Origin of the sequence: Paraburkholderia sp. EB58 (assembly GCF_050436665.1) — a bacterium.
In the GTDB taxonomy this organism is placed as follows: domain Bacteria; phylum Pseudomonadota; class Gammaproteobacteria; order Burkholderiales; family Burkholderiaceae; genus Paraburkholderia.
This window is the reverse complement of sequence record NZ_JBNDMQ010000036.1, coordinates 1-26292: the sequence shown is the minus strand read 5'-3', so window position 1 is coordinate 26292 and position 26292 is coordinate 1. Positions and strand designations below refer to the sequence as shown.

Here is a 26292-nt window from a genome sequence, read left to right as displayed (position 1 = left end):
CGCCGATCAGGCGGTGATACCAAACCACCCGGAGCTGCATTCGTTAAGAGCGGGCGTGGTGAGCGTCTGCGAGACTATTTGGGTCAAGTTTGGTTGGTAAAGCGTTGCAGCAGCGACGCCCCTCATTAGGAAGAAGCGTCGAGGTTTTCTATATTACGACGACCCGGTTGTGACCGGACGATTGGACGGGCCAACTACGACACTGTGAACGTCGATCGACGAGTGGCGGCGCCGCCAGAGGCATCTCAAAAAGCCGTAGACAAGAACCGTCCTGTGGCTGTTGTCCGAAAATCCGAGCGGGCGCAGAGTCGTATCGTAGAAGGGTATGAAATGGACCGCGCCAACAGGCGCTCCCCTTTGCCCGCGTCGCGCTCGCCCGACTGCGTCCACACGGTACGAAACGGTACGCAAACGCGTTGACAAGCTCCGAACCTCCAGCCGGGCGCATCTCGCGATAGGTACGCGGTTCGCTTCACGTGTCGGATCGATTAGCGCCAGTAATCGGCCTTGCAAGTATTTCGAATTGGCCAATACCGATGATGTCATCCAAACTTCTCCTCAACGCATGAGCGGCTTGATGAATAGGTGGACCACCGTCGAGTTCATCCGCCGGCATGCGTTCATGCACCGTCTGTTTCATGCGTATCGTGAGAATTCGGAAATGGATGTGACCTCACGAGGGTGCATGCTAGAGATCGCAAAAAACCGCGCAACCGATGCATTTCGCGCATTCCCAACCGACTGGAGTATTGAAGATGATCCAAGCACAAGCGAAGCCCGGAAAGACCCTTTTGTCCCCTAACGATCACACGTTGATCATGATCGACCATCAGTCGCAGATGGCATTCGCGACGAAGTCGATCGATCCGGTTCTTCTGCGCAACAACGTCGCATTGGTCGCGAAGACGGCCCGCGAGTTTGGCGTGTCGACGATTCTGACTACCGTCGCAGAAAAGACCTTCTCGGGTCCGATTTTCGAAGAAATCAGCTCGACATTTCCTGGCCATGAGGTGATCGATCGGACTTCTATGAATACGTGGGAAGACCCTCGCATCACGGCTCGCGTAAACGAAATCGGAAAATCACGCCTCGTGATGGCAGGTCTCTGGACCAGCGTCTGTATCGTCGGGCCGGCGCTTTCGGCGCTTGATCAGGGCTTTGAGGTGTACGTGATCACTGATGCGTGCGGTGATGTTTCGGACGAAGCGCATCAGCGCGCGATAGATCGACTCGTCCAACAGGGCGCACGCCCGATGACGTCGCTGCAGTATTTGCTCGAACTGCAACGCGATTGGGCTCGGACCGAAACCTACAATGAAACAGTCAAAACTTCGGTAGCGCATGGCGGCGGTTACGGACTAGGCCTGATCTATGCAAAGACGATGTTCGGCGGTTCCGAGGGACACTGAAAAAAAATTTGTCATACCCGCTCGGCCTTGGTCGATTATCGCCGGCGGTAGAGCGGGTGGCGACACCCGCAGTACAGGTTGGCCGGTGACAGCGATTGGCAACACGACGACCAATGTATATTCAGGATAACGATAGTTTTGGCAAATTGTCCGATCCGCGTTATTAAATTCGTTATCCTATTTGTTTTCGCTTGTGAATAGTCGTAGTTTGCCAGGGTCTTCGATTGACGATTCAGCCATTCGATCTCGCCGCTTTGCGCAATTTACTCGAGCGACTGGCGCGCTTCAATCCGATACTTCGACGTCAGGACAGGACCAATGAAACTCTATCTGTTATCGCTAGGCGCCGGCATCCTGGTTGGCATTATCTATAGCCTGATCAATGTGCGTTCGCCCGCGCCTCCGCTTATCGCACTGCTGGGTCTGCTGGGCATGCTGATCGGCGAGCAGGCGATTCCTTCCGCGAGGCAGTTGTTGGGTTATCCGACACCACCGGTCCCGGCACATCAGGCGAGCGGAACCGGTCGTCTTTCCAGCACCCGGTCGGGTCATGCCGTGTTGCCGGCAGACCGGGGGCTTGTTGGCAACGAGGAGGAACACTCATGAGCTTTACCATTACTCAGCCGGACCTGATCCTCTACAACGGCCGGGTTACGACGCTGGATCGTTCGAACCCCACGGCAACTGCTGTTGCGATCAAGGATGGCAAGTTTGCTGCGGTGGGCACCGACGTCGAGGTCCTGCTGCTCGCAAGAACATCAACCCGGGTGATCGACCTGAAGGGCCGCAGAGTATTGCCCGGGCTGATCGACAACCACACTCACATCATTCGCGGCGGACTGAACTTCAACATGGAACTGCGTTGGGATGGCGTGCACTCCCTTGCCACCGCGATGGACATGCTGCGCGACCAGGTTGCCGTCACTCCGGCGCCGCAATGGGTGCGCGTGGTGGGTGGATTCACCGAGCATCAATTCGACGAGAAACGCTTGCCGACGATCGAAGAACTGAACGCGGTTGCGCCCGATACACCCGTGTTCATTCTGCATTTGTACGATCGCGCGCTACTGAATGCGGCGGCTCTGCGTGTGGTCGGCTACACGAAGGACACCCCGGAGCCCCCGGGAGGACAGATCATGAGAGACAGCGCCGGCAATCCAACCGGCCTACTGCTCGCGCAGCCGAATGCATCGATCCTGTACGCGACGCTGGCGAAGGGTCCGAAGCTGCCGTTCGACTATCAGGTGAATTCGACACGCCACTTCATGCGCGAACTTAACCGGTTGGGCGTGACCGGTGCGATCGACGCGGGCGGCGGCTCCCAGAACTATCCGGAAGATTACGAGGTTATCCAAAAACTGTCCGACGAGGGCCAGTTGACGATCCGTCTCGCATACAACCTGTTCACGCAGAAGCCGAAGGCGGAGAAGGAAGACTTCCTGAACTGGACGAAGACGTCGAAGTACAAGCAGGGTGACGATTACTTCCGCCACAACGGCGCAGGCGAGATGCTGGTGTTCTCGGCGGCGGACTTCGAGGACTTCCGTGTCGCGCGTCCGGATATGCCCCCGCAGATGGAGGGAGAGCTGGAAGAAGTCGTGCGCGTACTGGCGGAGAACCGTTGGCCGTGGCGTATGCATGCGACCTATGACGAAACGATAGGCCGCGCGCTCGACGTGTTCGAGAAGGTCAACAGGGACGTGCCGCTTGCCGGCATCAACTGGTTCTTTGATCACGCCGAGACGATTTCCGAGAAGTCGATGGACCGAATCGCTGCGCTGGGTGGTGGCGTCGCGGTGCAGCACCGGATGGCGTACCAGGGAGAGTACTTTGTCAAGCGTTACGGTGCAAAGGCAGCCGAGGCCACGCCGCCGGTTGCGAAGATGCTGGGGAAGGGAATCCGGACTTCGGCCGGTACGGACGCAACACGGGTTGCGTCGTACAACCCCTGGGTAGCGCTGTCGTGGCTAGTGACGGGCAAGACGGTGGGTGGTCTGCGGATGTATCCGCAGCGGAACTGCCTTGATCGCGAAACAGCCCTGCGCATGTGGACCGAATATGTGACCTGGTTCTCGAACGAGGAGGGCAAGAAAGGCCGGATCGAGGCAGGTCAGTTTGCCGACCTGATCGTCCCAGACCGCGACTTCTTTGCGTGCGCGGAGGACGAGATTGCCGATATCACGTCGCTGCTGACCGTGGTGGGTGGGAAGGTGGTATACGGCACGGATGAATTCGCGTCGTTCGACGACAGCGCACCGCCGCCCGCGATGCCGGACTGGTCGCCAGTGCGTCGCTTTGGTGGTTTCGCCGCGTGGAAGAACGCGAGCGGCAACGGCGAAACGGCGCTGCAGCAGGTCGCAGCGGCGTCGTGTGGTTGTGCTACGGCATGCGGCGTGCATGGTCACGCGCATGCCCGCGCGTGGACGGCCGACGCGCCGACCTCGGACCTGCATGGCTTCTGGGGCGCGCTCGGCTGCTCCTGCTGGGCGGTCTGACGTGAGGACAGGCGCGCTACAGGGAAATCCGTCGTGGGTGGCCGCGTTGCTGGCGCGGTCGTGGGTGTTGCCGCTGGCGCGGCTCGCCCTCGTGTCTGCGTATCTGATCGGGGGCATCGACAAGCTCGCGCACTTCCATGACGCCATTCTGGAGCAGGAGCGTTTCGGCCTGCATCCAGGGGCTCTGTGGGCGGCGCTGGCGATTGTCGTCGAACTAAGCGGCTCCTTCTGCGTGGCTTTCAACCGGCTTGTCTGGCTGGGCGCAGGCGGGCTGTCCGTACTGACCGCCGTTGCCATGCTGGTCGCCAATCATTTCTGGAGCCTGACTGGCAATGCACGTTTCATCGCATTGAACGGTTTTTTTGAGCACCTCGGGCTGATTGCCGCCTTTATTGCCGTGACGTATCTGGCCAGCGGCGCACACCGGTCCCGTGGCAAGCAATAGCTGAACCCAAAGAAGAACTTTGACCATCATGCATAACAGAGGAACTTTCAACATCATGCGTAAATTCCGTTCCCTCGCTGTAACTGCGCTGGTCGCGGGCACGCTCGCCGTGACCTCGTCGCTGGCGCTAGCCACCCCTCCGATGCTAGCCAGGCACGCGTTGGCGCTGTCGTTGGCCGTAGGGCCGCAGTACGACACGACACACGTCTACGTCGCGCCCGAGGACTTCGACAGGTTCACAGACAGCTTCGTCGCGACCTTTGGCGGCCATAAGTCGCAGCAGGGAGTCTTCCAGGTGACGCCGACGCCGAGCCAGACGATGTCGCAGCTCGTGTTCACGCCGGCCGGCACGTTGTCAGTATTTGGCTTCAAGACGCCGGTTCCGTACCCGTTCGGCAGTGAGCGCACTGGCTATCTCGTGACCGACATGGATGCGGCGGTGAAGTCGGCGAAGGCGCATGGTGCTGATGTATACGTGGACACGTTCCCGGATCCGATCGGGCGTGATGCGCTGATCGCGTGGCCGGGTGGTGTGCACATGCAACTGTACTGGCACAAGCAGGCGCCGCACTACGATCCGCTGGAGACGGTGCCGGAAAATCGCGTGTATGTGTCGCCGGAGCGCGCGAACGCGCTCATCCACGATTTCGTCGTGTTCTCGCACGGAAAGGTCGTGTCCGATGACCGCAAGGCGCCGGGCATCGAGATTGGCCGGCCGGCCGACACGTATCGTCGGGTCCGGATCGAATCGGGCTTCGGCAAGATCGCCGTGCTCGTGACCGACGGCCATCTGCCTTACCCGTTCGGGCGCGAGTTGACCGGCTACGAGGTGAAGGATCTCGCCGACACGCTGAAGAAAGCGCAGGCGGCCGGCGCGACCGTACTCGTGCAGCCGTTCACCTCGGGTGGTCGCGACGCCGCGCTCGTGCAGTTCCCGGGCGGTTACATCGCCGAGATTCATGCGGCCGCGCGCTGAGCCAGGCCCGACGTACCGACCGTCCCCGCCCGGGAATAAGGCGGGGACGGCCGGGTTCCTTTGATTGCCCGCCACGTTGCCGCCGGGACGCCTCCGGGTCAGGATGATTCCAGCGTCAGAGGCGCCGGAAACGGATTGCAGGCGACGGGTACGATAGCGAGGCGACCATGTTAGGATTTTCCGCGCGGTTCTGATCAAATCCGAAGATACTGTTCTGGCCGCGATTGCCGGTTATGTCGACACACTGAGCTCGGCGGAACCGCGTTGGGCGTCCAGAATGCGCACAGCCATATGATCCTGCGGCCTGGCGTGCCGGACACGGTGATGACCGGCAACGTGACTCAGGTGATTCTCGACGTCTTCGACATGCTGTCGCCGCCTGTGTCCGACGAATTTCGTGAGGTGGCGCGAACGCGTTTCGCGAAAATGCTGGCAGCTGTCGTCGCGTTTGGTGCGGGCGCGACCGGTAGTGCGCCCGGGTACCGGCAAGACGGATTCTGGGCGATGCTGCTGCCGGGCGCCGCACTTGCATGGCTCGCGTGCGCGGTACGGTCGCACTTAGCAGAGGCCGCACGGCCGTGAAGACGGGAGCTCCAGTGAATCAGGTTTGGTTCCTGTCGCTGCGTATGTTGGTGTTCGCCGCCGTGCTGTCGCTCGCGGCGGGCAGCAGTTCGTTTGCCGATACTGCCCCGGCAGCCGGGCCCCGTCATGCACCGTGAGTGCGGCAACGCGATCCGAGGTGATGTTCGACCGCTGGCAGGAAGACTGGTCGGTGCTCGCCAATCCGTGCGTGCCGCGCAAGCCTTTCGACGACCTCAAGTACATCCCGTTCGGCGGCGATCCACAATCTTATCTCTCGCTCGGCGCAGACCCTGCTGCAAGGTATTCCGATGGTGCTGTTCTTTGCACCGCTCGCGGTGATCATCCTGTCAGGCCAGCCGCCCGAAAAGGTGCCAGCCGCCGCCTGTCCACGTTAGGACGAGTGTTCTTTAGCGGTATCGGCACGTCGCTCGGTAACGTTGTATGGAATAACCGAATGATTGTCCACCATGAGATCCTGACGCAACAGTCCAGGCCGACAAACCCGATGTTTGATTCGTAGATGGATCTACCACTCACAGCGTGGTCTGGGGAAAGGAGGATCGTATGCGTTGTTTTATCACACGGTACAGACGCAGGCAGCCATGTTGGGTTGAATGATGTGTTCTATGGAGCAGCAATCATCATGGTCATCATTATCCCGCTCATCTGGATCACCAAGCAAAGCAAGGCAAGGCTGGCGGTTCAAGCGCCGCCGCCGCGGGTGCGCACTGAAGGCAGGTTGAGCATCAGGGGCCGTGGTGCCCCGTTTTTTTTGCCGGCGAAGGGTCGCGTCATTCGAGCGCAGACCAGGCTACGTCGACTTGGCTCGACACGCAAGACTTGAGAGGGTCGCTGGTATCGAGCATTTCGCCATCCTTCGTGATCCGGAGGTGGTAATCCTGGCCAGCGAATTTGTTTTCGTGCAGTAACCGAACGAGATCTCGAAGGAGTTTGAAGTGAAGATATCTGAAAACCAAAGATCGATAACGCATGTGACGATCAATGTTGAAGTCGGGTTCGAACGATTTGTCGCGAGTCGGCTTGATCGCTTCGAGTATCGAAATTTCGATGCATGGAGGACGTGGTCATGAAACGAAGTTTGCTTTTCCAACGACAGGCCCAGCTCACTTACGGCAGAACCGGACTCGGACGTGCCCGGAGCGTTCCCGCCGCTCACGTACCCGGAGAGTCCCCAACCACCCTCCACCGTCTCGATCAAGAGAACCCAGGTTCGAAACATCTGGCTTGCGTCACCGCACACTGCCGCCGTTCAGCGAGAACGCACAGATGAACGCCTTTCGAATGATTCGACTCGGAGCAATTGGTCTCGCGCTCGTGTCCAGGTTAGTTTGTGCGCACGAGCTTGACGCGAGCCTCGACTGTCACTCGGGTCCGCACGAATTCATTGCGCAGTTTGTCGCAGCGAAGGAAATCGGATCGAAGCCCACGGAGGTGTCGGAAAGCTCAGTCAACGTGTATCGGCCACAATCAAAGCGCGATCTCACTGCGCTCGGCTTTGGAGTGCAGGCGGTGTTCGGATTCTCTCCAAACGATAACATGTTCATCCAGAAGGGCAGAGGCGAAGCGCCACAGCCGGTATACGGTGTAGTCGTGATGGCATGGCAGGATGCGGTCAATGAGCGCATCCGGGAAATGGGAAGTCCTGCGACTGTGAAGGAAGTGATACCGATGGTCATGACCGCAGTCGTCTGTCAGCAGTAGCTCATTCTTCGGCCGCCGACAGCCACTGTGAGCTCTGCCGGGCTAAGCCTCATTGTTTTGTCTCAGGGCGCTCGCGCGAAGCTTGACCTGTTTTGTTGCGAGCAAACTGCGCACCGGGTTCAGAGGGAGGCGACGGCGATCACCGTTTCCTACCCCTATCCAGCAACCCGTAGCGGTCGAACCGGGCTGATTGCGTCGAACGGCTGCTCTGGACGATTAAGCCGACATCGCGAAGCGCTGCTGCAACGGTCGCATCAAGGGAACGGTGAATATCTGCGGCGTTGACAGCGCGGTTCATTCCTGCGGGGAATGACTGTTATCGATAGCGCCCATCTTCTTCTCGAGCGCCTTGCGCTTCATCATCTGCTCACCGTCAACCAACGGAGCAGATCATGAATTCCTTCCAAGCCTACACGATCGCCACCGCACCGGTAGCGTCGAAGCCCACCCTTGAAGAAGTGAAGCGTACCTTCGGCTTTGTACCGACCCTCCACGCGCACATGGCCGAATCACCGGAACTGCTCGTCGGCTATACGGCGCTATGGGATCTCTTTGCGAAAAGCACACTCACGCCTCACGTGCAGCAGGTCGTCTATCTGACGTCGAACTTTGAGAACAACTGCCACTACTGCATGGCGGTCCACAGCACGCTCGCAAAGAAGCAAGATGGACCCGGCAGTGATCGCCGCGCTTCGCGCCGGCGGGGCGTTGTCGGACGCGAAGCTGGAGGCGTTGCATCGCTTCGCGACGATTGTCGTGCGCGAACGCGGATTCGTTCCGGACGCGGAAGTGGAAGCCTTCCGTGCGGCCGGCTATACAAGCCACAACATGCTCGAAGTGATTCTCGGTGTCGCAACCAAGGTCATGAGCAACTACACGAATCACATCGTCCATACGCCGTACGACGCTTTCATGGAGGGCAACGAGTGGACGAAGCCCGAGCACGCGCCTGGTACGCCCTCTGCCGCGTGATTCATCCAGCCCTCAGGAACCGATGGAGAAGTGTCATGTCGACGCGGGGACACTCGACGCCTTGAGTGCCGACTTCAAGGCGGGCAAGCATCCCCCGACAACGCAGCGCCGGCAATCCATCCGGTCATGGTGCGCGCGAGTGCCGAACCGATCGCGAGCGGTCAGGTGGGCGGCACAAAATCAAGGCCGGAGACCGTACGCCGGATTTCAGGCTGAAAAACATGTGGAGGGCTTCTGGTTGTGCTTTTTGCAAGAGTTTGGCCCGACTGAATCTGTGTCGCCGAGGCTGAGAGTGCGAGAGGCGCGCCTCGTTCGTTTTCTACGTTCGGTAGCCGGGGGCGGCGTGGCGACCTAGCCAATACTCGCAAGCACCGGACGGCAGCGATCTGCCGGACTGACAACGGACCTTCGACTCGAGAGCCAAATGAAAGCGATTGAATTGCGTCAACTGCGCTACTTCTCGATTCTTGCGCGGGAACTCCATTTCGGCCGGGCGGCCGACCTCGCGTCGATAACGCAATCTGCGCTTAGCCAGCAGATTGCGAAACTGGAAGAATTGGTGGGCGCACAGTTACTGAACCGCGACCGGCGCGGCGTAACGCTGACCGCGTCGGGTGAGGCTCTCCGGAACAGCGCCGACGCCATCTTTGCTCAGGTCGAGCGCGCGTTGCGTGAGGCGCAGGATGCCGCGGGCTGTAGAGAATCCAGGATCTCGATCGGTCTGGTCGAGTACGCGAATCTGCCATTTATTCCGCCTGCGCTCATTCGGCTGCAGGCACTCTATCCGGACATCACGATAGAGCGCCACGAGATGAACCCCGCGCAGCAGATCACCGCGCTGACCAAGAAACATATCGATATCGGTTTCGGCGCATTGGTCGACGCTGCGCCAGACAACGACGACGTACTGGTTCAGCCGCTGCTCGAAGCACACTGGGTCTTGTTGATGCGCAGCGATCACCGGCTGGCAAACGTCGACTGTCTGAACCTTTGCGATCTTGCGCAGGAGCGACTGATCGGCTCGGCACGTGCGGTCAATCCGCCGCTTTATGACTCGATCGTTACTCACTGCAAGCAAGCTGGCTTCACGCCGAACTTCATCTACGAAACGACGCAGGTACAAGTTGGCGTCAGGCTGATCGAACAAGGGCTCGGCGCAATGATCGGCACCACATACCTGTTCTCGTCGCTTCCAAAAACTTTGCACTACCGGCAGATCAACGGCCTCGAGCCCGTAACGGTCCAGATGCTGTCGCGCACAAACGAACGCAATTCGCTGATACTCGACTTTCTCGATCTGGCGGCTGAAGAAGCGCGTTGCGCGCAAACCCGCGCTACCGCGCCTTGCACATCTGGTCGATAGGCAGCGCTTAGGTGCGCCCGCTCAACCGTGATCGGCGTGGAGTCACGTTGAGTCAGGCAGGCGAGACACTACACGACAGCGTCGATGCCAACTTCCAGCAAGTAGAGCAGGCGCTACGGATTGCTCGGGACGGGGCAGGCTATGAGAGTTTCAAGATCTCGGTTGGCCGCATTGAAGATGCCAATCTGCCGTTCATCCCGCTCGCGTTGATTCGGTTTCAGGCGCTATATCCGGACATCACGGTTGAGCGCCACGAGACGAACACGGCGCAGCAAATCGTCACGCCAAAAAGAAACAGTATCGATCTGGGTCTTGGTTTGCCAGCAGGCAGCTTGCTCAACGATGTGGAGATTCTAATGGAGTCACCGCTCGAATCGAGCCGTGCGTTGTCGGTGCGCAGCGACCACCGACTCGCGAATATCGACTGCCTTAACCTTGTCGACCTTGTGCATGAGCGTCTGATCACCTCGGCGCGCGGCAAATGCTCCGCTCTACAACCCGATCGTAGCGCATTTCCAAAGCGCCGGCCTCAGGCCAAATTTCGTCTACGAAATCTTGCGGTCGCAGGTCGGAACTACGTTGACCGAACAGGGACTGGGAGTAGTGACCGGTGCGATGAACCTGTTCACATCATTACCGCAGACAATCAAATATCGGTTCATCAATAATGATGGAGCCGATGTCGGTTCAATTGTTCCTGCGATTGAAAGAGCGCGATTCGCTGATTTTCGATTTCGTTGAAATGGTTACCGAAGAAGCGTGTCGCGGGCGGGCTCTGAACGTCCAGCCGTGGACATCTCGCGGTAGGTACGCGGTTCGCTTCACGTGTCGGATCGATTAGCGCCAGTAATCGGCCTTGCAAGTATTTCGAATTGGCCAATACCGATGATGTCATCCAAACTTCTCCTCAACGTACGAGCGTCTTGATGAATAGGTGGACCACCGTCGAGTTCATCCGCCGGCATGCGTTCATGCACCGTCTGTTTCATGCATATCGTGAGAATGCGAAAGTGGACGGCCGCGTTGCTGGCACGGTCGTGGGTGCTGCCGCTGGCGCGGCTCGTCCTCGCGTCTGCGTATCTGATCGGGGCACCGACAAGCTCGTGCATTTCCATGACGCCATTCTGGAGCAGGAGCATGTCGGTCTGCATCCAGAGGCGCTGTGGGCGACGCTGGCGATTATCGTCGAACTGGGCGGCTCCTTCTGCGTGGTTTCCAATTGGCTTGTCTGACTGGGCGCACGCAGTTGCTCACGCAAAAGCAACTGATCGGGCAGTACCTCATGGCAACACCGAACAAGGTCGACTGACATCGATGGGAATGGATCTGAAACAGGAAGCTATCATGGCGGTGATTGAACTTGAGACGAAGCTGTACTTCGATGGCGGCCACGACGGTGCGCACACGCTGACGCAGACAGACTGCGACAGCGCTCGGGCGTCCGTCGATGCCGTTGGCCATCTGGTGCCGTCGATCATGCACAGTTCTCTGCTTTTCCGAATCGAACGGGCGGAGCGCGGGGCGCAGGGGTAGGGCGATGCTCATACGCGTACGCGGCGATCACGACGGGATCAAGGAATATCTGTAGAAGGGCCAGAAGCAGGGTCGCGAGATGGAACGCGACGAGATGGACGAGCGCGCGATCTTGGCCGGGGATCTCGATCTGACGAAGGACCTTATCCAGTCGATCGACGCGGACGCCGAGCGCTACCTGAATGTCACGCTGTCCTTCAAGGAGGACGCGATCGACCGTGAACTGGTAGGCGCGATCGTGCGCGACTTCGAAGCGTTCGCGTTGCATGGGACCGGAGTAAGCGAGATACCATAACACGACAGACGGGCGGTCGCTCGACCATGATCGAGGCAAAGCAGTTTGTGTACTTCGCGTGCGTAGTCACGCACGGAAGCTTCAACGAAGCCGCGAGGGAAATCCGCGTAGGCAAGTCGACGTTGAGTCGTGTTGTCGCTGACCTGGAACAAGCAGCTATCCGCGAGCTGCGTCGCCGTCTACAAGACCGTTTTGGCGGCGCAAAAGGCACTCGAGAATATCGAGGCAGAGCGCGGCGTCACTCCAAACGGTCAATCGGAAAGATGCGAAGCATCACCTGATCCGTTGCGCGAACTGACGAATGTTGGAAACGATCACGGTCACCTTTGCAAGTTGGCCCTGTCTGCGAAGAACGCGATGGGCAGCCGCCGAGACGAGACTGATCAACGCCGCCGATATTGAGCAGGTGCATGCCACGCAGTGCAGGTGTGAGCTGTCGTGGCTGCCCAGACTTCGCAATTGACGAATGACTTGAAATTCGCCCGGCTGCCAGACGGGCGTCGTGACAACGCGATTGATCGCGGCAAAGCGCCCGGCCCGACCTTTGACTAACCTCCGGATTACGCGCCGTCTAGTCCTCATACGCGGTGCCAACGTACCATTTGATCCGATACCTTTCCTCAGTTTCGCGGTGAAGGCGATCATCGTCGACGTGCAGCTACTGGCTCGTCGTCGTGAGGGAGGCATGGCCCAGATTGTCGCGGACCAGCCGCAGATCCACCTGCTGGTCGGCCATGTGGGAACCCGCGCTATGCCGGAGCCAGTGGGCAGATGCCTGCTCAAGGCGATTCACCCGCTCTTCATTCGAATTGCCGCTCGCACGCAAGCTGCTCGCAGCGCCCTCGAAAACCTTCTTCACAATCTTATGGAGCGCAGCGCGCGTCAATGGCTTTCGTGCCACTCCGATGGGCAGCACCAGGGGCGTAGATTCGCCGGGGACGGGCAGGGCAGATAGCTCATGCGTGCGGCGGTAGCGGCTGAGCTCCGCCATCATCTCGGCAGTCGCCGGCACCAGTCGCTCACGGTCACCCTTGCCGGTTGCCTCGAGCCACCAGCGATCGCGCCCGGCGGCGTCGCGCCGGCTGAAGAACTGTCCCATCGTGTTGGCGCTGACTTCACTGATGCGCAAGCCGTCGAGATAGAGCAGGGTAAAGAGCCAGCGCACACGATTGTAGTGAAAGCGTTCGCGCGCCGTCTCGCGCGGCATCGATCCGATGTAGCTCTTGACCTCCTGCCACAGTTCCCGCTCGAGATAGCGGGTAATTCGCGGTGGCGCCTCGCGTGTGCGCTGGCGCGACAGGGACAGCGGGTTACCGGCGAGATAGCCGGCCTGCACCAGCCAAGCGAACATCACGTTCAGGATCACCATCGCCTGACGCTGGCTGGCGGGGGACAGCGGGCCGTAGAACGGGCGCCAGCGGGCGTCGGTTCGTGGATGTTTCCGCCCGCCCCCTGCGACCCAGAGGACTGATGGCTGCGGATCGGCAAGGAAGTGCTGGTAGACCAGCAGGTCCTCGTGGGTGAGCGAGGAGAGCGGCTTACCCAGTTCGACGATCGACCAGAGCAGCGGCCGTTCAGCTTCCTTGCGGTAGTTCTCGAAGGTGGTTTTCGTACCGGTGAAGCGGGCGAGCCACGCGCGGATGGCATTGAGATCATTCGTTGCAGCGATCTGCGCCTGGCGGCCAGTGGTGCGGTTCATGCCGTCCCGTCCGTCCAGAGTCGCAGGAATCGCCAGCGCATCGAGCGGTGCCGGCGCGATGGCCGTGGTCGGAGCGGGGGGATGGAGGCATCGGGCAGGTGAGACTTAACGGGAGACGGGTGTCGGCCTACTATTTTCAACATTATGGCCATGATGTTGAAAAATTCTGACCAATCCAGGGAACACGATCAAACTTGAAAGTGCGCCGAATGGCGCAGTCAACATAGAGACCGATTTCGGATCGGCGAGGGCAAAACATGTCCTGCGAATGTTCCGAAGGCACAGTCTCAACGGCTCCGACGGGCCGACATTGGTAGGTCACGCCAAGGTCGGTTGAACGACTGACCGCGATCACCCGTATTTTGTTTTAGTCTTGCGCGGTGTCGTGTTGACATCTGTCCAAACGATGCAAAATCTGACTAAGGTACCGCTACCGACGAAGGCTAATCTCAACCTCGCTCCAGTCGAACATCAGCCTTTTCTGGATCGCGTGCCGCTCATCGTCAATGGACAGAGACCGACTAGAACTCACCGCTCACATGCATCGCCGGTCGGACATTCAGGGGGCGGCTCTGTCCCGTAACCGGCCATCCGATTGTCAAAGACGAGCGCGCCTTCATCTTGAGGTTTGTTCGACGCCTGAGTGACATGGGCCAAGTTAGGCGGCCGTGGCCGCAAACGCTGAGGATGCCTCCATTTGGCGTTGGTTCGCTCCACTCGTTGAAGAGAAGAGAATTCGCTGGTGCTGCAGCGGTGACCGCTGGCTCGTGAGCGTCGAGAACAGGCATGTTGCCACGGATGCCAGCTTTGACAATGCTATCCGGATTGCGAGGGATGTCACACAAAGATCGAGGAAAACGTTATCACACCGGGCGGCGCATGGACCACGCATTGTTTGATCTAGCAAAAACACCGCGTCAGTGCGGGCGGGTCTGAGGCCGCTCCTAGTCTTCGATCATCTGTACATATGCAGCGTTAGTCGGGAGTGCGAATTCGTTGATTCATGATGCAGCCGGATGGCAGCTTCCTGCATCAGCTAACTAACACTCGCGACCCTTAGCTGCTTTTCGGACCCGTCGTGATCCCTGCGGCCGATTCTAAAATCCAGCGGACATCCATCCGCGCCGAGCCGGCCGCGGCTCTTCAACGGTCCCGACAGCGAGTATGAACTTAACCCACCAAGTTTGACGATCGCCGGCTATGCCGGATGGGGCGTTTTTGTCGCGCAGTTTTATGCGTCTTGATTGCGCAGTCTCAGCTATTTTGCCCAACGATACGGAAAGACTTGGTGGTTCTCGATGTCGGGGATTTGGTCGAAAACGCCCACTCTTGAAATATCGCCGAATACCGCACCGATCATTGCGACGGCATCGTTGAGCTGGACGGCGAAGAGCGCCGACGGTGGATAAGCGTCGATCACGGTGTAGGCACATGCAAACTGGTCGTTCAGCATGCCGCGGCCGCGCTGAATAGGCGGGAAATGGGCGAGTATTGGGCGCAGATTCTCGGTGCTCAGAAGTTGATCCATCCCATGCGCGTTTGATGTCCACAAAAAGACGATCCCGCCGCGTGACGTTAACGGGCGACCCGTCCGCAGATAGTAGAGCGCGCAGAAAAGTTTTCGCGCGACGGTCTTAGAGGCCTCATAAAACTCGGGATGATCGATCGACATGATGGGAACATCACGGTACGTCTCGCCGAGGCCTGGCTGTAAGCCGAGCGGACGAGCTCTGCTCCTCTTCTCTGTGACGGACAGCAGCATTGAACGGTATTTTTCGGGCAGAACCTGTGCAACGCCTCGAGCATTCCTTTCCCATTCTCTCTGCGCTTCCTCCTCGCTAACGCCCACCTGCGTGGGGCTGAAGCGGACGCGGCAGATCATCGCAAACAGCATCTCGTGAACTCGGCTCGCGCTATTGCAAGGCCCGCAGGCTGGGAAGACGTGATCCTCGGGCCAGATTCGACCAACAAAAAAGCTTCGAGGCGGCCAGTGATCCTGCGTGGTTGCTGCTGCTTCGCCGCCGCAAAAGCAGCATCGGGGATGCTGTTCAAAGAAGCGCTTTTTTCGTTCGGCCGCCTGTCCCATCGATCGCCCCTCGCGTGACACCGCATTTTTTCAATCGTGTTGCATTATGATGGTTCGGAAGCACCATTGAAAGCAAGGTATCAACGCGGAAACGGGGAGACGATGACTGATCGTGACGAAGTGTCCGGGGCTCTGATCGACCTGGCCCTGTGGAAGGACTGGCGGCTTCAGACAACGGCAGAACTTGCGGAGGAATTCACGCCTCCGTGGAGCCCGGAGGTGACCTATGCGAAAGGGTCGCTGATAAAGCTGGCCGGACAGTTCCCGGTGCACGATGGACGTCAGTTGACGCTCAACATTCCGAACGCGACGGCTTTGTTCTTGAGCATTTCACATCGGAACTATGTCGAGGCTCGCGCCGTCCTGGATGGCAGCGGCATCCGGAAAGGGCTACGCAAACATGTCACGTTTGCTTTGTCGATGCAGATGCATTTCACTATATCGAATGCTTCATGACGAGCGTGGTTGGAGCGTATACGGCAGTCGAAGCGTTCGCGAACGAGACGATCCCGGACACCTACGTCCACGTGCAGATGTACAAGGATCCGGAAGAGCGGTTGGTTAAGGCTGACGTCGAGCGTCGACTAACGCTTTCGAAAAAAGATGAGTGAGATACTGCCTGCTGCACTGAACATCCAGGCGCCGAAGGGAAAAAAGTGTTGGGACGATTTCCATCGCCTCGAGCAGATGCGGGAGCGGATCATTCACATGAAGTCGGCCGATCGCAACGTGAACGGCCCGGCTCGCGGAACAGTTTGGGTGGATCTGTTCAAGTTTCCCGAGCCCGTTACGCTCGGACTGCCGGTCTTGGAGTTTTTCGCGCGTCAGATGGATGTGAAGCGACTATGGGTCACTGATCGCCCGTTTTGAATGCGAATCGGAGCCCGTCCCGTGTCGCGCCTATCCATGTAAAGACAGAAGCTGCGATGCCAGCCGTGCACGGTGCCGACCTGCTTTCGGTCGAAATGCACCATCGGATTCCACATCAGTGAGCCGTAGCTGGAGGTCCGGAAGTCGTCCGCTTACGTTGGCCGGGACCTCTTGGTCTCTGCGAGTGAGCTCTCGATGCGGTCCTTCGTCCAAAGGTTGGGCAGCGATTCAAAGTGGTTGAGGTATTCGCCCGAGTCGATCGCCCGTCGTGTCAGCATTGCCGTCGCCATGTGAAGGTTCTAAAACGCCCTGGCCCGGGGCGACCCGGGCAGAAAAGCCTATCGCGCCAAACTCCTCAGGCCTGGCGACAGTATGATCGCAGTGCCTTTTCGGATAAATGCCTGTTTGGGAGACGCTTTGGCGATAGGGAAGCGACAATCCGCCCGCGCAACGGGTCCGATTGCGACTTCATTATCAAGCCATCTAATCTGTTTATCGGTATGGCGAATGCCGCAAGTCGGTGCATGCGTCTTTCCCGAACTCCAAGACGATCCTTCATCGCCTTGATGGATGGGCTCTCGAGCGAATTTGCCCGTTCGCCCGCCGATCCATAGGGCGCCAAAAACCCCTGCGTTTTGGTCATTACATCTCGTTAACCCGCCCTTTTTAGTCGTGGACCACCTGGTTACCTTACAGGCAATCAGGTGGTGGCGCGAATCGCTATTACCGTCCGCACTTCGTGCCAGCGCAGGCGTAGACGCTGGAGTGCCGGTTCAAATGAGTTTTTGAAGGAGTTCAGGTATGGCACGGATCATTGGAGGCATCGCCGCCTCGCACACGCCCACCATCGGATTTGCTTTCGACAAGAACAAGCGGGACGACCCCGTTTGGGCGCCGATCTTCGAAAATTTTGCACCGGTCGCAGACTGGCTCGCCGAGAAAAAACCCGACGTCATCCTGGCCATCTACAACGACCATGTCACGTCGTTTTTCTTCGATCACTATTCCGCATTCGCGCTCGGCGTCGGGCCGGAGTGGCAAGTCGCGGACGAGGGCGGCGGGGCGCGCGATCTGCCGGCTATCAAAGGGCATCCGGAGTTGGCTGCGCACATCGGCAGCTCGCTTATGGCCGATGAGTTCGACATGTCCTTCTTCCAGAACAAGGCACTCGATCACGGCTGCTTTTCGCCCTTGTCCATGCTTTGCCCGCACAAGCCTGAATGGCCCGTGAAACTGGTGCCGCTGCAGATGGGTGTTTTGCAGATGCCCATTCCGAGCGCGCGCCGCTTCTACAAACTTGGCAAAGCGCTAAGGCGAGCAATCGAAAGTTATCCTGAGGATATTAAAGTCGCGATCCTCGCGACCGGCGGTCTGTCGCATCAGGTACATGGCGAGCGCGCCGGGTTCAACAATACCGAATGGGACCAGCGCTTCCTCGATCTGTTCGAGCACGATCCGGAGCAACTGGCTGACATGACCGTTGCAGAATATGCGGAACTGGGTGGTTTCGAAGGAGCGGAAGTGGTCATGTGGCTCACGATGCGCGGCGCGCTGTCCGCCAATGTCACCTGCAAGCATCGCAGCTACTACCTGCCGTCGATGGCAGGCATCGCGACCGCCATCTACGAAGGCGAAGACAGCGATACTAACCCCGCGTCCGTGGAACGTCACCGGCGCCACATCGAGAGCCAAACAGCCGGCATCGAAAGGCTTGAGGGCACGTACCCGTTCACGATCGAAGCCGCGGTACGGGCTTACCGGATCAACGATTTTCTGCACCGGATGGTGGAACCCGAGCATCGCGCAGCCTTCATGCGCGATCCCGAGGCGAGCTTCGAGACCGCAGGTTTGAGCGAGGAGGAGCGTGACCTCATTCGTCGGCGCGACTGGCGTGGCCTGCTGCATTACGGCGTGATCTTCTTCATGCTGGAAAAGCTCGGTGCGGTGACCGGAATATCGAATTTGCACATCTACGCCGCGATGCGCGGGGAAACGCTGGAAGCCTTCCAGCGCACCCGCAATGCGCCCGGCGCGCTGTATTCGGTGGCGGGCAAAACGGCAGGAAAGCTTGATTGGGATAGTGCACAGAAAAAGAAGATCTGAGAGGCGGACGGTTCGTCGGACCTTTGAACTACGGTGGTGGTCACGCCATAAGTCGGGACATGGAGACAGGAGCATACAGATGGCAAACGGAAAGACGATTGATATCAAGGTCTTTATCGACGCGCGAGCAATCTCGCCGTACCAGTGGCTACTGGTGGCGCTGTGCTTTCTCGTCGTGACGACCGACGGCATGGACGTGGCCATCATGGGTTTTGTTGCTCCCTCGATCATTCACGACTGGGGCATCTCGCGTCCCGCATTCGGTCTGGTGATGAGCGCGGCGCCGATTGGCCTCGTGATCGGTGCCTTGGCCGCGGGGCCTGCGTCGGATCGCATCGGGCGCAAGTGGGTATTGATTACGTCCATTTTCCTGTTCGGCATTTTCACGATCATGACGGCGTTCACTCACTCGCCGGTGACCATGGCCTTGTTGCGACTGCTGGCAGGCATCGGCCTCGGCGCCGCGATGCCTAACACGACGACCTTGCTCTCGGAGTACGCCCCTCAGCGCAAGCGCTCGTTGCTGATCACCATTATGTTCACCGGTTTCAACCTGGGTTCGGCGCTGATCGGTTTTGCCGCCGGTTGGCTGATCCCTGAGCATGGCTGGCGCTCGGTGCTGATTTTCGGTGGCACGCTGCCGTTGGTGTTGATCCCACTGCAAGTCTGGTTGCTGCCGGAATCGGCCCGTCTGCTGGCGGTGCGCGGTGCACCGTCCGCGCGGATTGGCGCTGTCCTCGGCCGGGTATGCGGCGCGCGGTTTGCCGGTGACGAGACGTTTGTCTCCAACGAACCGCCGTTGCCGACGCGCAAGCCGCTCGGCGTGCTGTTCTCGCATGGCTATGGCCTCATGACCGGGGCGCTCTGGGTCACCTATTTCATGGGCCTGCTCGTCATCTATCTGCTGACCGGCTGGCTGCCTACGCTGATGAAGGACGCCGGACTAACGGTCAGCACGGCAGCCAACGTGACAGCCATGTTCCAGATCGGCGGGACGGTTGGCGCGATTCTCGTCGGTTGGTTCATGGATAAGGTCCGGCCGGCACCGGTGATCAGTGCTGCTTACGTGGGTGGCGCGCTGTGCGTGCTGGCGCTCGGATGGATCGGTGCGTTGTCTTCGTCGCTCACCTTGCTGGTGTTCGCCGCGGGCTTCTGCATGAGCGGCGCACAGACGGGCTTGAATGCGTTTGCGCCCGGCCGCTATCCGACGGTTGCGCGTGCAACGGGCGTCAGCTGGATGCTCGGCGTGGGACGCTTCGGCAGCATCTTTGGATCTGCGATCGGCGGAGCGCTGCTCGGGCTCGGATGGCAATTCGGCGCGATTCTGGCGATGCTGGCGATTCCTGCAACGCTGGCGGCGATCGCCATCCTACTGGCCCAGCGCACGCGCGTCGGCGAGGTGGCTGCGCAGCCGACGACAGCACATTAGTAAGCTCGGCGTGGACGGCACGCGCGGAACGCGTAGCCCTGCGCCAGGAATCGAACCCATTTTTTTGGAGCGACGATGATTATCGACATTCATGGCCATTACACCACCGCGCCGAAGGCGTTGGAGGCATGGCGCAACCGCCAGATGGCGGGCATCAAAAATCCGTCCGAGATGCCGAAGGTGTCCGAACTGCAGATCAGCGACGACGAGTTGCGCGAATCGATTGAAGGCAACCAGTTGCGGCTAATGCGGGAGCGTGGTCTCGACCTGACCATCTTCAGTCCGCGCGCGAGCTTCATGGCGCATCACATCGGTGACTTCGGGGTCTCCAGTACGTGGGCGGCGATCTGCAACGAGCTGTGTTATCGCGTGAGCCAGCTTTTTCCAGATCATTTCATTCCGGCGGCCATGTTGCCGCAAAGCCCCGGTGTGGACACCGCTACGTGCATCCCCGAACTGGTCAAGTGCGTCGAGCAGTACGGCAACGTTGCGATCAATCTCAATCCGGATCCGTCGGGCGGTCACTGGGCCAGCCCGCCACTGTCGGACCGATACTGGTATCCGATCTACGAAAAGATGGTGGAGTACGACATCCCTGCCATGATCCATGTGAGCACCAGCTGTAACGCGTGCTTCCATACCACCGGCGCGCACTATCTGAACGCTGATACGACTGCCTTCATGCAGTGCCTCACGTCGGACCTGTTCCATGATTTCCCCACGCTGCGCTTTGTGATTCCTCACGGTGGCGGCGCAGTGCCGTATCATTGGGGCCGTTTCCGCGGGCTCGCTCAGGAGATGAAGAAGCCGTTGCTGAAGGATCATATGCTGAACAACGTTTTCTTCGACACCTGTGTCTACCATCAGCCGGGGATCGATCTGCTCACCCGAGTGATTCCCATAGACAACATCCTGTTTGCCAGCGAAATGATCGGCGCCGTGCGTGGCATCGATCCGGAGACGGGTCACTATTTCGACGACACGAAGCGCTATGTCGAGGCCGCGCACATCGATGCCGATGACCGGTACAAGATCTACGAGGGTAACGCGCGGCGCGTGTATCCGCGGCTCGATGCAGCGCTTAAAAGAAAGGAGCGCTAATCATGTATGAACTAGGCGTGGTGTATCGCAACATTCAACGTGCGGACGGCGACGTTGCCACCAAGCTCGGTGAGCTCGGAACGGCGACCGTGCATGAGGCCATGGGCCGTACCGGTCTGATGAAGCCCTATATGCGCCCGATCTATGTCGGCGCGCGGACTGGCGGCACGGTCGTGACGGTCCTGCTGCAGCCGGGAGATAACTGGATGCTGCATGTTGCAGCGGAGCAGATCCGGCCAGGCGACATCGTCGTGGCTGCCGTGACGACGGACTGCACCGATGGCTACTTCGGCGACCTGCTCGCGACGAGCTTCCAGGCCCGCGGTGCTCGAGGGCTGATTATCGATGGCGGTGTGCGCGATGTGCAGGTGCTGACAGAGATGAAGTTTCCTGCGTGGAGCAAAGCCGTTTCCGCCAAAGGCACAGTCAAGGCGACGCTAGGTTCCGTGAACATCCCGGTGGTTTGTGCCGGGGCCTTGGTGAATCCGGGCGACGTCATCGTAGCAGACGACGACGGCGTGGTCGCAGTGCCCGCTGCCCAAGCACAGAAGGTTCTGGACAAGGCCTCTGCGCGCGAGGCTTTCGAGGGCGAGAAGCGGGCAAAGCTCGCTTCAGGCGTGCTTGGCCTCGATATGTACAGCATGCGCGAACCGTTGCGGCAAGCTGGATTGCGCTATATCGATTGAAGAAGGGCAGTCACCATGGCCGTGAAAGAAACCATGAGTCAACCGGTAACCGGCATCTCTTCGATGGCAACGCGTACGCTGCTAGCCAGGTTGGTCGAGGAATACGAGCGGCGTGTGGGGCAGCACGTAACCATCGAGTCGGTCGGCGGTATCGCGGCGGTTCGGCGCGTGCAGGAAGGAGAGCGCTTCGATATCGTCGTGCTCGGATCCGACGCGATTGACGGGCTCATGGCAGACGGCCGCATCGTGCCGGGCAGCCGGGTCGACCTGGCGCGTTCCGGGGTGGCGATAGCGGTCGCCGCCGGAGCGCCGCGTCCGGAGATCGGCACTGAAGCGGCGCTGCGCGAGGCCATCCTGGCTGCGCGTAGCATCGGCTATTCGACGGGGCCCAGCGGTACGCACCTGATTCGCTTGTTCGAGCGGTGGAGGATCGCTGAAACCATCGCGCCGCGCATCGTGCAGGCGCCAGCCGGCGTGCCGGTTGGCACGCTGATCGCGCGCGGCGAGGTCGAGCTAGGGTTTCAGCAGCTGAGCGAGTTGATGCATTTGCCGGGCATCGATGTCATTGGTCCTTTGCCGGCTGAAATCCAGATCGTTACGATCTTCTCGGCTGCGGTATGTGCGGTGTCCGAGCGGCGTGAAACCGCGAAGGCGTTGCTTGCCTTTCTGGCCTCGCCTACAGCTGCGCGTGCCAAGTTCGATCATGGGATGGAGCCGGCGTGACCGGCACCCTTGCGCCGAGAGTTTCGAAGCCGTAGTTCGTCTGCACGGCAACAGTCGTACACTCACACTAAGCATCTTGCCGCCCGGATAACGATCTTCGTTATCCGGGCCGCGTACGTTTGTTCAGACCAGGTGGCGAATGCCAATCTGTGTGCCAGCTTCGCTCTGGCCGGTATCAGGTGTCAGGAACGCGCCGGTTGTGATGCTGGCGCCCGTCATCTTGTACTGTGCCGTGTTGGAGTTGTTCAGCCTCGACACGACGGCGTAAAGTCGTGTCGCCTTTGAGAGATCGTAGTTGACAATGGCGCTGAACTCGCGCGCCGTGTTGTTCAGCGACGAACTATCGGTGATGAACGCGTATCCTGCACCCACGCTCAGGAACGGGCTGAAGCGGTAATCAGCGGAGAATGAGTAGGTGTTGTGGTAATTGCCTGCTACGTTGCCAACCACCCCCGTCGCCGGATTGTATTTCCCGGCGGGATTAGCCAGGGCGTTTCCGGTCGTCGCGGAGATGATGTCATTGGCCCTGAAGAAGCCGAAATAGAGCCTTCCCCAACCATAGTCGTAATTGGCGCCCGCCATGATTTCCTGAACACGGGCGCTATTCGTGGGGTTGGCTGCGTTCAGATAAGCCAACGCGAGATAAGCCGGTCCAATGTTTGACTGAACACCGGCCTGGTAGACCGCATTTCCAGCCTGGGTCCCCACTTGCCCTCCAACCGAATAGTGAAGTTCGACCTGGGTGCCGTAGAGTTTAGGGGAGATGTACGCAATATCGTTATCGACGCGGCCCAGCCAGTTGGCAAAGTTGTTATAGCCGGAGCCGTAGGTTGCGGCGCTGAACGCGTCCAGATTGCCGCTCCAGGCGAACATGGGCGTGTTTTGACGGCCGAGCCTCACTTCACCGTGAGGCGCTGCGACACCGACCCACGCCTGCCTGTCGAAGAACCGGTAGGCGTTCTGTACGGCGCCCGTACCCGGATCGAAACCGCTCTCCAGGTCGAAGATCGCGTGGTATCCGCCGCCAAGGTCTTCTGACCCACGTATCCCCCAGCGGCTGGTGAGTTCCCCATTGTTTCCGAGGGCAACCAGAGTCGTACTCTTGCCAGCGACCTTCGTCGACTGGTAGCCCACGAATTCGTCCAGTATGCCGTACCACGTGACGGACGACTGTGCATGCGCTTGACCGGCCAGCCTCAGTTCCAATGCGACAACAATAAGTACTGCTATTCGTTTTAGATTCATTTTATGCCTCATGTTATTTTTATTTAAAGCTTCAGATCAAGCCTTGCTGGATCACACGCCTGGCTTCGATGCGAGCATTCTCTTCACGGTCAGGGCGAGAGGGATGGTGAAGCAGAAGTGGGACATGAAGCCGCCAATGATCACGGCGGGATCGTAGTAGTTGGGGGGATTGTCTCCGGCGATCATGATCGCCACATGCATCGCGACCCAGGCAATGATCGCGTAAAACAGGGCGATGAAAGTCGCTTCATACCCGCGCCGGCGGAAATACGGCCAGATCGCCGCAAACAGGACCCCCCAGCCAATCGCGAACATAAAGTGAATGGCGGTGCCCAGCAAATAGGCCCATATGCCGAGCGCCTCCTGAAAGGCTTTGCCGAAAACCAGCCCGGTGGCATTGCGCGGAATGCCCGCCAGCGGCATCAGGTGTTGCACTCCAACCCAGATCAACGCCTCGTAAATCCAGATACATACCGCGCCGGTCACACCGCCAACCGCGCCGGCGCGAAGCGTTGCCTTTAGATCTGACTTGTCTGAAGCGTCCGACGTGGAACTGTTGTTGACGTCGTTACCGCTCACGCTGAAGTTGCCACCCATGTTTAGTCTCCTCAAGTCATTCATATAAAAACGCAGCGCGCGCATGGCCAAGCCTTTTTCGCGGACTTAACGTCTTTGGCAAGGCTCATGCTGTATTCGATACGTCACCGGCGCCGGACGATCAAGGAACCGGATCGGTTCGGGAACCAGGATATAGAAAACAGGGAGCTAGTCGAAAGTTGGGGTTAACCAGTCACGATGCGCAAAAAGGTGCCGATTCAAGGCGGTTTTGCGTTTGCTGTCGGGCAGAGTATCCTGCTGGAATCCGCACGGTGTAAGGTTCCGTTGGCATGCCGAAGCTTCGGCGGATGCGTGGCTCGAAGACGGTACGATCTTCAGGTCATAAACAGATCAGATGGCAAAAGAACGAACTCGCAATCTAGGGCAGGTCACCGTGAGCAATAACGAACTTCTCAACCTGGCGCATCTGCGTGCGTTCAAGCTGGTTGCTGACACCGGTAGTGCGACACGTGCTGCTGCCGAGCTCTTTCGTGCGCAGTCCGCCGTGACGCGATCGGTGAAGGAACTCGAGACGGCTCTCGGCGAACTGCTGTTCGAGCGCAAACCGTCCGGCATGTTGCCCACACCAACAGGGCGCGCGGTACTCAAACGCTGTGAACGCATCTTTGCCGAGATCGAGGCGCTGGCTCTATGGAGCGCCGCGAGGCAGGCGCGCCGTCGTACTCCTGCGGAAGGTACGTTGCCGCCCTATCTCCTGAACACACGGCGGCTGCAGATATTCGTCGCGCTGGCGCGCCATCGTCACATGCCAACCGCGGCAAACGCGTTCGGAATTAGCCAGCCAGCGGTGAGCAGCGCGATCCGGGTGCTTGAGAGCGGGTCGGGTTTGCGCCTGTTCCATCGAAGCCCGCGCGGCATTCTGCTGACCACCGAGGGCGAAACCTTCCTGCTGCATGTAGGACGAGCATTGAACGAGTTGCGTCATGTCCCGGACGATATCGCCGAGCTGCACGGCAATATCCAGGGCGCGGTGACGGTGGGCGCGCTGCCGCTCGGCCGGACGCTCATCCTTCCCAACGCGATTGCGCGCCTCACTACGCGGCATCCCGGCGTGCGTGTGGTGACTGACGAGAGTGCCTACGAAACGCTCGTTGCGAGGTTGCGTGCCGGCGATATCGATTTCATCCTCGGGGCCTTGCGTGACAACGAGCCCGGGAGCGGCCTGCAGAATGAGCGGTTGATGACCGAAGACATGGTCGCGCTAGCTCGCCGCGACCACCCGCTTGCCAACGCGCGAGGGCTCACAATCGCGGATCTGCGCCACGCTCAGTGGATTTTGCCGCGCAACAACGCACCGGCACGCGCTCTTTTCGATTCCCAGTTTCGGCGGGCCAAACTCAAGTCGCCCATGCCAACGGTCGAAACGGCGGATCTCGCGGTGATTCGCGGACTGCTGCTACGTACCGACATGGTGGCTGCGGTGTCGGCGCAACAATTGCATTACGAGTGCGAGTCGGGTCAACTCGTCGTGCTGGATGTTCGGTTCCATAACACGGGGCGCGACATCGGTTTGACGACGCGAGCAGAAGGGACGCCCTCTCCAGCGGCGCGTGCGTCAATCGATGCAATCCGCCTCGCGGTAGCAGAGCTTGCGGGGCCAAGTGTCTTACGCCACTTCAGCGACGAGCGAATTAGCTAGGTCTTCGATTTCGACCTGCAGAAAGGCCGGTAATTGAGGAGGTGGTGCGGCGCGGGTTCCCGCTCGCGCAGAGGCCGTGATGCGTGTCAACACGTCGTTAATTTTCCCAGCTTATCACCGAAAAGTGGACCATCAGAGCCGGGGCGCGATCAAATTTGAAGTGCAACACCTTCCTCGTGTAAGGTGCGCACATGCAAAAAAGAACCTACCAACAATTGCAGCCTGAAGAACGCATGACGATTGCAAGCATGAAGCAGCAGGGTTCGAGTGTTCGGGCCATGGCCCGAACACTCGGACGGCC

General features: G+C 59.4%; 29 protein-coding genes and 3 pseudogenes. 27 read left to right on the top strand and 5 right to left on the bottom strand.

Annotation, left to right across the window (positions count from 1 at the left end; all coding sequences use genetic code 11):
• Window positions 1-755 precede the first annotated feature (755 nt).
• The 17 genes and pseudogenes from P3T40_RS35755 (at window position 756) to P3T40_RS35675 (ending at window position 12194) form a co-directional block, all read left to right on the top strand.
• A complete protein-coding gene (locus P3T40_RS35755) occupies window positions 756-1409 on the top strand; it encodes a hydrolase (protein WP_429272420.1) in 654 nt (217 codons plus the stop codon).
• A gap of 318 nt (window positions 1410-1727) precedes the next feature.
• Window positions 1728-2015, top strand: a complete 288-nt coding sequence (locus P3T40_RS35750) for a DUF1427 family protein (RefSeq protein WP_429272419.1) — start codon at window positions 1728-1730, stop codon at window positions 2013-2015.
• Window positions 2012-3904 (top strand): amidohydrolase, encoded by a 1893-nt coding sequence (locus P3T40_RS35745; RefSeq protein WP_429272418.1) that lies wholly within the window; start codon window positions 2012-2014, stop codon window positions 3902-3904. Before P3T40_RS35750 ends, P3T40_RS35745 begins: the two co-directional genes overlap by 4 nt.
• Before the next feature lies 1 nt (window position 3905).
• The gene (locus P3T40_RS35740) at window positions 3906-4349 is read left to right on the top strand and encodes a DoxX family protein (protein WP_429272417.1); all 444 of its coding nucleotides are present in this window, start codon (window positions 3906-3908) and stop codon (window positions 4347-4349) included.
• 55 nt (window positions 4350-4404) lie between these two features.
• Window positions 4405-5325, top strand: a complete 921-nt coding sequence (locus P3T40_RS35735; protein ID WP_429272416.1) for a glyoxalase — start codon at window positions 4405-4407, stop codon at window positions 5323-5325.
• Between the two features lie 264 nt (window positions 5326-5589).
• Window positions 5590-5907, top strand: a complete 318-nt coding sequence (locus P3T40_RS35730; protein WP_429272415.1) for a DUF1275 family protein — start codon at window positions 5590-5592, stop codon at window positions 5905-5907.
• 14 nt (window positions 5908-5921) lie between these two features.
• Window positions 5922-6044: a hypothetical protein gene (locus P3T40_RS35725; RefSeq protein ID WP_429272414.1), complete on the top strand. Its 123-nt coding sequence runs from the start codon at window positions 5922-5924 to the stop codon at window positions 6042-6044.
• Between the two features lie 23 nt (window positions 6045-6067).
• The gene (locus P3T40_RS35720) at window positions 6068-6427 is read left to right on the top strand and encodes a hypothetical protein (RefSeq protein WP_429272413.1); all 360 of its coding nucleotides are present in this window, start codon (window positions 6068-6070) and stop codon (window positions 6425-6427) included.
• A 767-nt stretch (window positions 6428-7194) separates the two neighbouring features.
• Window positions 7195-7629, top strand: a complete 435-nt coding sequence (locus P3T40_RS35715; protein ID WP_429272412.1) for a hypothetical protein — start codon at window positions 7195-7197, stop codon at window positions 7627-7629.
• A 666-nt stretch (window positions 7630-8295) separates the two neighbouring features.
• Window positions 8296-8601 carry a carboxymuconolactone decarboxylase family protein gene (locus P3T40_RS35710; RefSeq protein ID WP_429272411.1) on the top strand — a complete coding sequence of 102 codons (306 nt, stop codon included), beginning with the start codon at window positions 8296-8298 and terminating at the stop codon, window positions 8599-8601.
• Between the two features lie 424 nt (window positions 8602-9025).
• Window positions 9026-9964, top strand: a complete 939-nt coding sequence (locus tag P3T40_RS35705; RefSeq protein WP_429272410.1) for a LysR substrate-binding domain-containing protein — start codon at window positions 9026-9028, stop codon at window positions 9962-9964.
• 47 nt (window positions 9965-10011) lie between these two features.
• Window positions 10012-10632, top strand: a complete 621-nt coding sequence (locus P3T40_RS35700; RefSeq protein ID WP_429272409.1) for a LysR substrate-binding domain-containing protein — start codon at window positions 10012-10014, stop codon at window positions 10630-10632.
• 258 nt (window positions 10633-10890) lie between these two features.
• The gene (locus P3T40_RS35695) at window positions 10891-11196 is read left to right on the top strand and encodes a DoxX family membrane protein (RefSeq protein WP_429272408.1); all 306 of its coding nucleotides are present in this window, start codon (window positions 10891-10893) and stop codon (window positions 11194-11196) included.
• Between the two features lie 112 nt (window positions 11197-11308).
• Window positions 11309-11497, top strand: coding sequence for a hypothetical protein (locus P3T40_RS35690; protein WP_429272407.1), 189 nt, complete (start codon window positions 11309-11311; stop codon window positions 11495-11497).
• Window positions 11498-11501: 4 nt separating this feature from the next.
• Window positions 11502-11759, top strand: a pseudogene (locus P3T40_RS35685) (hypothetical protein); the annotation flags it as partial.
• 59 nt (window positions 11760-11818) lie between these two features.
• Window positions 11819-11902, top strand: a pseudogene (locus P3T40_RS35680) (helix-turn-helix domain-containing protein); the annotation flags it as partial.
• 19 nt (window positions 11903-11921) lie between these two features.
• A complete protein-coding gene (locus tag P3T40_RS35675) occupies window positions 11922-12194 on the top strand; it encodes a hypothetical protein (protein ID WP_429272478.1) in 273 nt (90 codons plus the stop codon).
• Window positions 12195-12363: 169 nt separating this feature from the next.
• Here P3T40_RS35675 and P3T40_RS35670 read toward each other — a convergent pair.
• Window positions 12364-13551, bottom strand: a pseudogene (locus P3T40_RS35670) (tyrosine-type recombinase/integrase).
• 1198 nt (window positions 13552-14749) lie between these two features.
• Window positions 14750-15577 carry a hypothetical protein gene (locus P3T40_RS35665; RefSeq protein WP_429272406.1) on the bottom strand — a complete coding sequence of 276 codons (828 nt, stop codon included), beginning with the start codon at window positions 15575-15577 and terminating at the stop codon, window positions 14750-14752.
• A gap of 102 nt (window positions 15578-15679) precedes the next feature.
• Between P3T40_RS35665 and P3T40_RS35660 the strand changes: the two genes are divergently transcribed.
• The 3 genes from P3T40_RS35660 to P3T40_RS35650 are packed head-to-tail and all read left to right on the top strand — an operon-like array spanning window position 15680 to window position 16447.
• Window positions 15680-16033, top strand: a complete 354-nt coding sequence (locus P3T40_RS35660; protein WP_429272405.1) for a hypothetical protein — start codon at window positions 15680-15682, stop codon at window positions 16031-16033.
• Window positions 16030-16188, top strand: coding sequence for a hypothetical protein (locus P3T40_RS35655; RefSeq protein WP_429272404.1), 159 nt, complete (start codon window positions 16030-16032; stop codon window positions 16186-16188). The genes P3T40_RS35660 and P3T40_RS35655 overlap by 4 nt, the downstream gene beginning before the upstream one ends.
• On the top strand, window positions 16181-16447 hold the full coding sequence (locus P3T40_RS35650; protein ID WP_429272477.1) for a hypothetical protein: 267 nt from the start codon (window positions 16181-16183) through the stop codon (window positions 16445-16447). Before P3T40_RS35655 ends, P3T40_RS35650 begins: the two co-directional genes overlap by 8 nt.
• Here P3T40_RS35650 and P3T40_RS35645 read toward each other — a convergent pair.
• Entirely contained in the window at window positions 16402-16563 is a 162-nt protein-coding gene (locus tag P3T40_RS35645; RefSeq protein WP_429272403.1) for a gamma-glutamylcyclotransferase, read from the bottom strand. The two genes, P3T40_RS35650 and P3T40_RS35645, sit on opposite strands and share 46 nt — an antisense overlap.
• A 685-nt stretch (window positions 16564-17248) precedes the next feature.
• Here P3T40_RS35645 and P3T40_RS35640 point away from each other — a divergent pair.
• From P3T40_RS35640 to P3T40_RS35620, 5 genes are all read left to right on the top strand, one after another.
• Window positions 17249-18550, top strand: coding sequence for a gallate dioxygenase (locus tag P3T40_RS35640; RefSeq protein WP_429272402.1), 1302 nt, complete (start codon window positions 17249-17251; stop codon window positions 18548-18550).
• Window positions 18551-18629: 79 nt separating this feature from the next.
• On the top strand, window positions 18630-19979 hold the full coding sequence (locus P3T40_RS35635; RefSeq protein ID WP_429272401.1) for an MFS transporter: 1350 nt from the start codon (window positions 18630-18632) through the stop codon (window positions 19977-19979).
• A gap of 75 nt (window positions 19980-20054) precedes the next feature.
• Window positions 20055-21080 (top strand): amidohydrolase family protein, encoded by a 1026-nt coding sequence (locus tag P3T40_RS35630; protein ID WP_429272400.1) that lies wholly within the window; start codon window positions 20055-20057, stop codon window positions 21078-21080.
• A 2-nt stretch (window positions 21081-21082) separates the two neighbouring features.
• A complete protein-coding gene (gene ligK / locus P3T40_RS35625; protein ID WP_429272399.1) occupies window positions 21083-21766 on the top strand; it encodes a 4-carboxy-4-hydroxy-2-oxoadipate aldolase/oxaloacetate decarboxylase in 684 nt (227 codons plus the stop codon).
• A 33-nt stretch (window positions 21767-21799) separates the two neighbouring features.
• Window positions 21800-22489 (top strand): substrate-binding domain-containing protein, encoded by a 690-nt coding sequence (locus P3T40_RS35620; protein ID WP_429272398.1) that lies wholly within the window; start codon window positions 21800-21802, stop codon window positions 22487-22489.
• Window positions 22490-22612: 123 nt separating this feature from the next.
• On the opposite strand, the gene P3T40_RS35615 is transcribed toward P3T40_RS35620, so the two are convergent.
• A complete protein-coding gene (locus P3T40_RS35615; protein ID WP_429272397.1) occupies window positions 22613-23734 on the bottom strand; it encodes a porin in 1122 nt (373 codons plus the stop codon).
• Between the two features lie 51 nt (window positions 23735-23785).
• A complete protein-coding gene (locus P3T40_RS35610) occupies window positions 23786-24331 on the bottom strand; it encodes a hypothetical protein (RefSeq protein ID WP_429272472.1) in 546 nt (181 codons plus the stop codon).
• 355 nt (window positions 24332-24686) lie between these two features.
• On the opposite strand from P3T40_RS35610, the gene P3T40_RS35605 reads away from it, so the two are divergent.
• A complete protein-coding gene (locus tag P3T40_RS35605) occupies window positions 24687-25991 on the top strand; it encodes a LysR family transcriptional regulator (RefSeq protein ID WP_429272396.1) in 1305 nt (434 codons plus the stop codon).
• 191 nt (window positions 25992-26182) lie between these two features.
• Window positions 26183-26292 (top strand): helix-turn-helix domain-containing protein (locus P3T40_RS35600; protein ID WP_429272471.1); only part of this gene is annotated, 110 nt, incomplete at its 3' end.

Excerpts from the sequence above, each read along its gene's own strand:
- P3T40_RS35755 (WP_429272420.1), top strand. The coding sequence starts at position 756 with ATGATCCAAGCACAAGCGAAGCCCGGAAAGACCCTTTTGTCCCCTAAC.
- P3T40_RS35750 (WP_429272419.1), top strand. The coding sequence starts at position 1,728 with ATGAAACTCTATCTGTTATCGCTAGGCGCCGGCATCCTGGTTGGCATT.
- P3T40_RS35745 (WP_429272418.1), top strand. The coding sequence starts at position 2,012 with ATGAGCTTTACCATTACTCAGCCGGACCTGATCCTCTACAACGGCCGG.
- P3T40_RS35735 (WP_429272416.1), top strand. The coding sequence starts at position 4,405 with ATGCGTAAATTCCGTTCCCTCGCTGTAACTGCGCTGGTCGCGGGCACG.
- P3T40_RS35720 (WP_429272413.1), top strand. The coding sequence starts at position 6,068 with ATGTTCGACCGCTGGCAGGAAGACTGGTCGGTGCTCGCCAATCCGTGC.
- P3T40_RS35715 (WP_429272412.1), top strand. The coding sequence starts at position 7,195 with ATGAACGCCTTTCGAATGATTCGACTCGGAGCAATTGGTCTCGCGCTC.
- P3T40_RS35710 (WP_429272411.1), top strand. The coding sequence starts at position 8,296 with ATGGACCCGGCAGTGATCGCCGCGCTTCGCGCCGGCGGGGCGTTGTCG.
- P3T40_RS35705 (WP_429272410.1), top strand. The coding sequence starts at position 9,026 with ATGAAAGCGATTGAATTGCGTCAACTGCGCTACTTCTCGATTCTTGCG.
- P3T40_RS35695 (WP_429272408.1), top strand. The coding sequence starts at position 10,891 with ATGAATAGGTGGACCACCGTCGAGTTCATCCGCCGGCATGCGTTCATG.
- P3T40_RS35690 (WP_429272407.1), top strand. The coding sequence starts at position 11,309 with ATGGCGGTGATTGAACTTGAGACGAAGCTGTACTTCGATGGCGGCCAC.
- P3T40_RS35665 (WP_429272406.1), bottom strand. The coding sequence starts at position 15,577 with ATGGGACAGGCGGCCGAACGAAAAAAGCGCTTCTTTGAACAGCATCCC.
- P3T40_RS35660 (WP_429272405.1), top strand. The coding sequence starts at position 15,680 with ATGACTGATCGTGACGAAGTGTCCGGGGCTCTGATCGACCTGGCCCTG.
- P3T40_RS35655 (WP_429272404.1), top strand. The coding sequence starts at position 16,030 with ATGACGAGCGTGGTTGGAGCGTATACGGCAGTCGAAGCGTTCGCGAAC.
- P3T40_RS35650 (WP_429272477.1), top strand. The coding sequence starts at position 16,181 with ATGAGTGAGATACTGCCTGCTGCACTGAACATCCAGGCGCCGAAGGGA.
- P3T40_RS35645 (WP_429272403.1), bottom strand. The coding sequence starts at position 16,563 with ATGTGGAATCCGATGGTGCATTTCGACCGAAAGCAGGTCGGCACCGTG.
- P3T40_RS35640 (WP_429272402.1), top strand. The coding sequence starts at position 17,249 with ATGGCACGGATCATTGGAGGCATCGCCGCCTCGCACACGCCCACCATC.
- P3T40_RS35635 (WP_429272401.1), top strand. The coding sequence starts at position 18,630 with ATGGCAAACGGAAAGACGATTGATATCAAGGTCTTTATCGACGCGCGA.
- P3T40_RS35630 (WP_429272400.1), top strand. The coding sequence starts at position 20,055 with ATGATTATCGACATTCATGGCCATTACACCACCGCGCCGAAGGCGTTG.
- ligK (WP_429272399.1), top strand. The coding sequence starts at position 21,083 with ATGTATGAACTAGGCGTGGTGTATCGCAACATTCAACGTGCGGACGGC.
- P3T40_RS35620 (WP_429272398.1), top strand. The coding sequence starts at position 21,800 with ATGAGTCAACCGGTAACCGGCATCTCTTCGATGGCAACGCGTACGCTG.
- P3T40_RS35615 (WP_429272397.1), bottom strand. The coding sequence starts at position 23,734 with ATGAATCTAAAACGAATAGCAGTACTTATTGTTGTCGCATTGGAACTG.
- P3T40_RS35610 (WP_429272472.1), bottom strand. The coding sequence starts at position 24,331 with ATGGGTGGCAACTTCAGCGTGAGCGGTAACGACGTCAACAACAGTTCC.
- P3T40_RS35605 (WP_429272396.1), top strand. The coding sequence starts at position 24,687 with ATGGCAAAAGAACGAACTCGCAATCTAGGGCAGGTCACCGTGAGCAAT.